We start from the raw sequence: 7,003 nt of genomic DNA on the forward strand, positions 1-7,003 counted from the left end.
ACTGAGCTAAATTTAGCAAGCCTATCCAAAGACGTTTGCAAAACAAACAGACTAATAAGGAAGAGTAAATGAACAACGGCTACTACCAAGCAACTGGTGCCATGGTGACGCAGTTTAACCGCCTAGACGTCATCGCAAACAACCTTGCTAACATAAATACTATCGGCTTTAAACGCGACGACGTCGTAGTCGGGGACTTTGAGAGGATTTTTAAAGAGTACCGCAACGAACTACCGATAGAAAATCACACCAAAGATGCGGCGAAATTTCTAAACAGAACTATCGATAGAGTGCCGCAAATTTCGGAACAATATGTGGATTTTAGTCAGGGCGGGCTTAAATTTTCAAACAACGACCTTGACTTTGCGATGAAGCGCGAGGATCTATTTTTCCTAGTCGAGGTGAAACCGGGCGACGTACGCCTAACCAAAAACGGCTCGTTTAATCTCGACGAGGACGGATTTTTGGTAACAAAAGAGGGCTATAAGGTGCTGCCGAGCGATTATTTTACGAATAATTTTCAAGGCATCCAAATCCCGCAGGGAGAGCGCTTTTCCGCCGATAAAAACGGCAATCTCTACTCAAACGAGGAACCACTAGCTAGGCTTTATATTGCGCAGCCAAAAGAGATACGAAATCTAACAAAAGAGGGCGACAATCTCTATGTTTTGCCGAATTTAAAGGAGCTTGAAGACGTGGGCGGCGAGATAGACGCGGTCGCGTGGAAATACACTCAAATATCTAATGTAAACGCCGTAACTGAGATGGTCGGACTGATCGAGACGCAACGTTTTGTCGAGATGTATCAAAAGGTTATGACGTCGCATATGGACGATCTAAATCAAGAAGCCATAAGCAAGCTTGCTAATACGAAAGTCTAATAAGCTGCGCCTTTTTAGTGCTTTTTAATGAGTTTGGTTTTTGCTTCTTCGGCAACCTTCGTGGTTAGCCTTGGTCGCAAAAACTGCAACTTCTGCGTTGCAGCTACGAGCTAAGCGAAGTAGGGCATTAAAAATCGTCAAAAAATACTTTGCTTATTATGGCTATGTAAATTTGATTTTTTTGCTTACGATCACATGTACTTCAACTCTAATCTTCTCTCAAAATTTTATTTAAAAATACTTCCGCCAAAATATTTTCAAATTTTCCCAAATTTGTAAATTTGGAACACCTTTTGCTAAGCAGTTAAGAAATGCGAGAAATCGCGCTGAATTTGTAAATTTTAGACGTTCGCCCGACATAAAAACAGTCGGCAACGGTTTTACGCAAAAGCCTAAAATTTAAGACTGCAAATTTGGAATATATTTTGCAACGGTAAAAAGCGATGAGCTGCTTATTGGATACATAAAGATAAGCGGCAGTAGCTCGAGATGGAGACTAGGCGGTTTTTTGCGAGGCGAGGGCGCGTATATATGATACGTAACCGAAGCCGAGGAAAAACCAACGAAGTATACGCTCAAGATACAACGCGCTAAGAAAGGAAAACACGAAAATGATGAGGTCCATCTACTCCGCCGCCACCGGCATGATCGCCCAGCAAACCCAGATCGACGTTACGTCGCACAACATCGCAAACGTAAACACTATCGGCTACAAGAAAAACCGCGCCGAGTTTGCCGATCTGATGTATCAGGTCATGGAGTACGCTGGCACGGCGATCAGCGAAACGACGAAAAGCCCGACGGGTATCGAGGTGGGTCTAGGCGCGCGTCCGACGGCGATAACGAAGATTTTTTCGCAAGGGTATTTTAAAGAAACGAGTAACAACCTCGATATGGTTATCGCGGGTAACGGCTTTTTCCAGGTGCAGCTTCCAGACGGTACGACGGCGTATACTAGAAACGGCGCCTTTAAGCTAGATAGCGAGGGCACGATCGTAAACTCCGACGGATACGTGCTTCAGCCGCAGATGACTATCCCTGCCGACGCCACGCAGGTTTCAGTCGGTACCGACGGCACAGTCTCCGTGCTACAGCCGGGCAATACCGAGATGACGCAGGTAGGCCGCATCGAGCTAGCAAACTTCATAAACCCGGCAGGCCTGCACTCTATGGGCGATAACCTTTATCTGCCGACCGGTTCTAGCGGCGAGGTCGTAGTCGGTACGGCGGGTCTTGACGGTCTGGGTACGATCAGGCAGGGGTTTGTCGAGATGAGTAACGTCCAGTTGGTTGAAGAGATGACCGACCTCATCACGGGTCAGCGCGCGTACGAAGCAAACTCAAAGGCGATCACGACGAGCGACGATATGCTCTCGATCGTAAATAGCCTAAAGAGATAGCCTAAAGTAGGCTAAATTTGACGCCGCCTAGTCCGAGATTTGCTTTGCAAATTTGACGGAGTGGGTGGCTTTTTAAATTTAATTAAACAAAACGGCCGAATTTGAGTTAAATTTTAGCCGTTTTGTAACGGCTCTTTATTTGCTTAGGATTTTGTGATTATCGCAACCTTGTTTTAGGCCCATATCGCAAGCCTTACCGAAATACTTCTTAGCCGCTTGTTTATCTTTGTTTACGCCTTGACCTTCCGCGTATAAAACCCCGAGATTGTAGCAGCCGTTTGCATAACCCATATCGCAAGCTTTAGCGTATAGCTCGCTTGCTTTATTGAGGTCCTGTTTTACGCCTTGACCGTTGTAGTACGAACCCCCGAGATTGTAGCAGGCTTTTACGTAGTTTGCCTCGCAAGCTTTGGAAAACAACTCGTTAGCTTTTTTGTAGTCTTGCTTTACGCCTTGACCGTCATGATATGAAACCCCGAGGTTGTAGCAGCTCTCCGCGTCGTTCATATCGCAAGCCTTAGAAAACAGTTCATTGGCTTTTTTGTAGTCTTTTTTTACGCCTTGTCCCTCTAGGTATAAAACCCCGAGATTGTAGCAGCCTCCCTCATAGCCCATATCGCACGCTTTAGAGTGTAGCTCGGTGGCCTTTTTAAAGTCTTGTTTCACGCCTTGACCTTTTTCGTATAAAAGCCCGAGATTGCCGCAGCCTAGAGCTTCTCCTGCGTCGCAAGCTTTAGAGTATAGCTCGCTAGCTTTTTTGTAGTCTTGTTTTATGCCTTCACCGCTTGCGTACGAAAAGCCTAGATTGTAGCAACCTTTGATATCGCCAGCTTCGCAAGCCTTGGAAAATAGCTCGACGGCCTTTTTAAGGTCTTGTTTTATGCCTTGGCCGTTACTATATAAAATTCCTAGATTATAGCAGCCTTTTGCGTCTCCGGCCTCGCAAGCTTTCAAAAACAGCTCGCTAGCTTTTTTATAGTCTTGCTCCACGCCGTCTTGTCCGTTTGCGTACGAAACGCCGAGATTGTAGCAGCTTCTTGTATCTCCGCTGTCGCAAGCGTCTTGCAGCCTTTTTGCGTCATCGCCCGCTCCAAACAAAACCGCCGCGCACGCTACCGCTATGACTACTTTTTTCATAATTTTACTCCTATAAAAAAATTAATGCTATTTTATAAGATTTATTATTAAAATCTGGATAATTTTATACTAAACGCTAAATTTGAGCGGGCTAAATTTGCCACCGCGTCGTTGGCTCAAATTTGCTCAAATCGCCACCTTTATCCAAATTTTTTAAAATTTTAGCTATCATCGCGCTTTTATTAAGGAAAAAATTTGCATTTTAGTTATGTTTTTAAGCTCAGCATTCCCATTTTTATGGGCTATTTTCCCCTCGGTGTCGCCTTTGGGATACTGGCTAAAAGCATGGGCGTTAGCGCATTTATCGCCATCGCTCTTAGCACGCTAGCCTACGGCGGCGCAGCGCAGTTTATGATGCTCTCGCTTTTTAGCGCTGGCACGGGGCTTTTGGAGGTTTTTATCGTCTCGTATCTGGTAAATTTACGCCATACTTTTTATGGACTCGCGCTTTTAAAAGAGTACAAAGATCTCAAATTTCGCCTTTTTAATATCGCGACTCTCACGGACGAAACTTTTGCGATATTTAAGGCGCTCAAAATCACGGACGCGGCAGAGCGTAGCTATGTTTTTACGCGTTTAAATTTGCTCTCGTGGCTCTACTGGGCGGCGGGAACGGCGGTCGGATGTTTAGCCAGCGGGCTTATCAGGGTTGATATGAGCGGGCTTGAGTTTAGCCTAACCGCGCTTTTTATCGTGATCGTGATGGAGATGTTTAAAAACGATAAAAATTATAAAGTGCTGGGCGCGGCGTGCTTGTTTGGAGTCGCCGGCGTAGCGCTCATGCCTGCTAAAGCGATGCTGGTAGGTTCGATGGCTCTTTGCTTTATTTTTATTTTAGTTTTTAAGGATAAGCTTTGATAAGCGTGAGTTCTAGCGAGTGGGTGATATTTGCCGCCGTTTTGTTAAGTGCGTTTGCGACCTTTTTGACGCGCGCCGCGCCGTTTTACGTCATCAAAAACTATAAGCCTCGTCCGTGGCTAACGGCCGTGGAGCGACACATGGGTATGATGATAATGGTTATCTTGGTGTGTTACGGGCTAAAGGGCGTCAAATTTGACGTCTATCCGTACGGACTAAACGAAGCGCTAGCTGTTTTTACCGCGGTTTTGATTCATCTGAAATTTAAAAATACTTTGCTTAGTATCGCGGCTTCGACGGGTATTTATATGGCGCTAATCAGGCTTACGGCTTAAACGGAGGTTTTATGAAAAGAGTTACTATACTAGCAGTGGGCGGCACGGTAGCAGGAAGCGGCCCCGGATCGCTTGATGCGAGCTATACCTCAGGAACCGTTACGGTGGATAAACTGATCGCTGCGGTGCCCGAAATCGACAAAATAGCGACCATCAAAGGCGAGCAAATTTCAAACATCGGCTCGCAGGAGATGAATAACGAGGTTTGGTTTAAGCTGGCAAACAGAGTAAACGAGCTGCTAACTAGCGACGAGGCCGACGGCGTCGTCATCACGCACGGAACCGACACGATGGAGGAGACGGCGTATTTTTTAAATTTAGTCGTAAAAAGCGATAAACCGATCGTGTTTACGGGTGCGATGAGAAACAGCGGCTCGCTAAGCGCGGACGGTCCGCTAAATATCTTTAATGCCGTAAACGTAGCTATGAATAAAGAAGCCGCAGGCAAGGGCGTAATGGTCGTGATGAACGACGAGATCCACGCTGCTAGAGAGGTGACTAAAACCAACACTACCGCTGTCGATACCTTTAAATCTCCAAACAGCGGCAAGATCGGCACCGTGTTTTACGGCAACGTCAAATTTTACATGAATCCTACACGCAAACATACCGTAAATTCGGCATTTGACATCACGAAGATCAAAGAGCTGCCAAGAGTCGATATCATCTACAGCCACTCAAACGACAACCCGGACTTTGTAAATTTAGCCGTGAAAAACGGAGCCAAAGGTATCATAAATGCCGGCATGGGTAACGGAAATCCATTTCCAAGCGCGCTTGAGGCTCTAGGCGAAGCGGTTAAAGCCGGAGTAGTAGTCGTGCGAGGCTCCCGCGTAGGTAGCGGCGAGACCACGCTAAACGGCGAGGTGGACGACGGTAAATACGGCTTTTTAGCTAGCGACAACCTAAATGCGCAAAAAGCCAGAGTGCTTTTGATGCTTGCGCTTACGCAAACTACGGATAAGGCAAAGATCCAGGAGCTATTTTTAACTCACTAAAATTTGAGTTTGAGCGGATATCTCGTGAGCGCTTTTAAATGAGCTTTAATTTTTCTCAACCTGTAGCCTACACGGCTAGTCTCAATCGAAAAATTATGCACAACATTTAAAATCATCTCACGATATATCCGCCTTGTTTTTATATCGAGGCAAATTTGTTCAAAGCGGACAATTCGCCCTCTTATTCGCAAAGCAAAGCTCATACTACCTAGCTTTTTTTGCTTTGTTTTTTATTACGGCGGATTTGCTAAATTTACGGTCCGCCGCCTCTTTCATAAATTTTCTTTTTTGGCGGCTTTTACTGCGATGAATTTATCTTAAATTTGCGTTTAAATTTAACGGGCTAAACGGCGGAAACCTGGCTAAAAGCGCGATTTGCAAGCGTAAATTTTAGCTTTCGTTGGGTATAATCGATTATTTTAATTTAAGGAGCGAAAATGGGAATGAGCGCGCACTACTACGCCTATGCGCAAAACGATATAGAGGCGATCAAAAACGGCGGCAGTGACGATGTCGAGACGATGGGCGAATACGACCTGGATAAAATGTGGGACGCGATGCATAAAACGCTAACTGGCAAAAATATGTTTGAAGCGATGAGCGCGGGCGAGATTTTCGCTACGCCAAATCCGCTTAGTTGGGCAATATTTGGGCGCGGCATGGCTGGCGAGGAGGGAAGCGAGGCGGTATCTTACGTGGACGCAGATGATGTGAAAGCCGTAGCCAAAGCGATGCAGAGCACCGACATTGGCGCGCTTTTGGCAAACGTAGATTTCGCAGAATTTGGCGCGGCTGGCACGTATCCTGAGATATGGGAGTACGAGAGCGAATTTGAGGATATCAAAGCCGAGCTAAAAGAGCATTTTAACGGGCTTTTGAGCTTTTATCAAAATGCCGCCGACAAAGGCCTTGGTGTGCTAATCGTAATAGCGTAAATTTTACGGCAAATCCCGTTAGGCGCTGGGCTACGGCGGAGCTGCTTTTGGGATAAATTTAAACCCGCATCTATAAAGTTAAATTTGCGGAGTATAAATTTACGAGGCTGTTTTCTAAATTTGCACTCCGCCGTTCTAAAAAATGTAAACAAATGCCGCGGCTAAGTCCGCTAAATTTACGCACCCGCGCATAACAAATCAAATTTCCGCCTCGATGCAAAAACAAAAACGACGACTGAAGTAAAATTTACTAAATTTCCGCCACCCGCGCGCCGTTTTTATCTTAAATTTATTAAATTTGATTTACTATTTCTTCAAAATTTAAGGTGCTTTATGAACTACCTACTTTTTGCCGTTACGTTTTTCCCTATCAGCCTGATGCCCGGTATCAACATGACCTACGCGATGAGTATCGGCATGAGCCTGGGCTACGTGCGTGCGTTACCGATGATGGCGGGG

The 7,003-nt window shown here is 45.7% G+C and carries 7 protein-coding genes and 1 pseudogene; 7 read left to right on the forward strand and 1 reads right to left on the reverse strand.

The genetic code is table 11. The annotated features are described in order from the left end of the window. The first annotated feature begins 68 nt into the window (after window positions 1–68). Together H740_RS02815 and flgG are read left to right on the forward strand one after the other, a co-directional pair. Window positions 69–881, forward strand: coding sequence for a flagellar hook-basal body protein (locus tag H740_RS02815; RefSeq protein ID WP_002951072.1), 813 nt, complete (start codon window positions 69–71; stop codon window positions 879–881). 611 nt (window positions 882–1,492) lie between these two features. Further along, window positions 1,493–2,281 (forward strand): flagellar basal-body rod protein FlgG, encoded by a 789-nt coding sequence (gene flgG, locus H740_RS02820; RefSeq protein WP_002951073.1) that lies wholly within the window; start codon window positions 1,493–1,495, stop codon window positions 2,279–2,281. A 135-nt stretch (window positions 2,282–2,416) separates the two neighbouring features. On the opposite strand, the gene H740_RS02825 is transcribed toward flgG, so the two are convergent. Further along, window positions 2,417–3,418, reverse strand: coding sequence for an SEL1-like repeat protein (locus H740_RS02825; protein WP_002951074.1), 1,002 nt, complete (start codon window positions 3,416–3,418; stop codon window positions 2,417–2,419). Between the two features lie 195 nt (window positions 3,419–3,613). On the opposite strand from H740_RS02825, the gene H740_RS02830 reads away from it, so the two are divergent. The 5 genes and pseudogenes from H740_RS02830 to H740_RS12485 all read left to right on the forward strand — a co-directional run. Then, window positions 3,614–4,276 (forward strand): AzlC family ABC transporter permease, encoded by a 663-nt coding sequence (locus H740_RS02830; RefSeq protein ID WP_002951075.1) that lies wholly within the window; start codon window positions 3,614–3,616, stop codon window positions 4,274–4,276. After that, the gene (locus H740_RS02835; protein WP_004322402.1) at window positions 4,273–4,611 is read left to right on the forward strand and encodes a branched-chain amino acid transporter permease; all 339 of its coding nucleotides are present in this window, start codon (window positions 4,273–4,275) and stop codon (window positions 4,609–4,611) included. Before H740_RS02830 ends, H740_RS02835 begins: the two co-directional genes overlap by 4 nt. Before the next feature lie 11 nt (window positions 4,612–4,622). After that, window positions 4,623–5,609, forward strand: a complete 987-nt coding sequence (locus tag H740_RS02840) for a type II asparaginase (protein ID WP_004322404.1) — start codon at window positions 4,623–4,625, stop codon at window positions 5,607–5,609. A 437-nt stretch (window positions 5,610–6,046) separates the two neighbouring features. Continuing rightward, a complete protein-coding gene (locus H740_RS02845) occupies window positions 6,047–6,544 on the forward strand; it encodes a YfbM family protein (RefSeq protein ID WP_004322407.1) in 498 nt (165 codons plus the stop codon). 333 nt (window positions 6,545–6,877) lie between these two features. Beyond that, window positions 6,878–7,003: pseudogene (locus tag H740_RS12485) on the forward strand (LysE family translocator); the annotation flags it as partial.

This window comes from Campylobacter showae CC57C (genome assembly GCF_000344295.2).
GTDB classification, from domain to species: domain Bacteria; phylum Campylobacterota; class Campylobacteria; order Campylobacterales; family Campylobacteraceae; genus Campylobacter_A; species Campylobacter_A showae_B.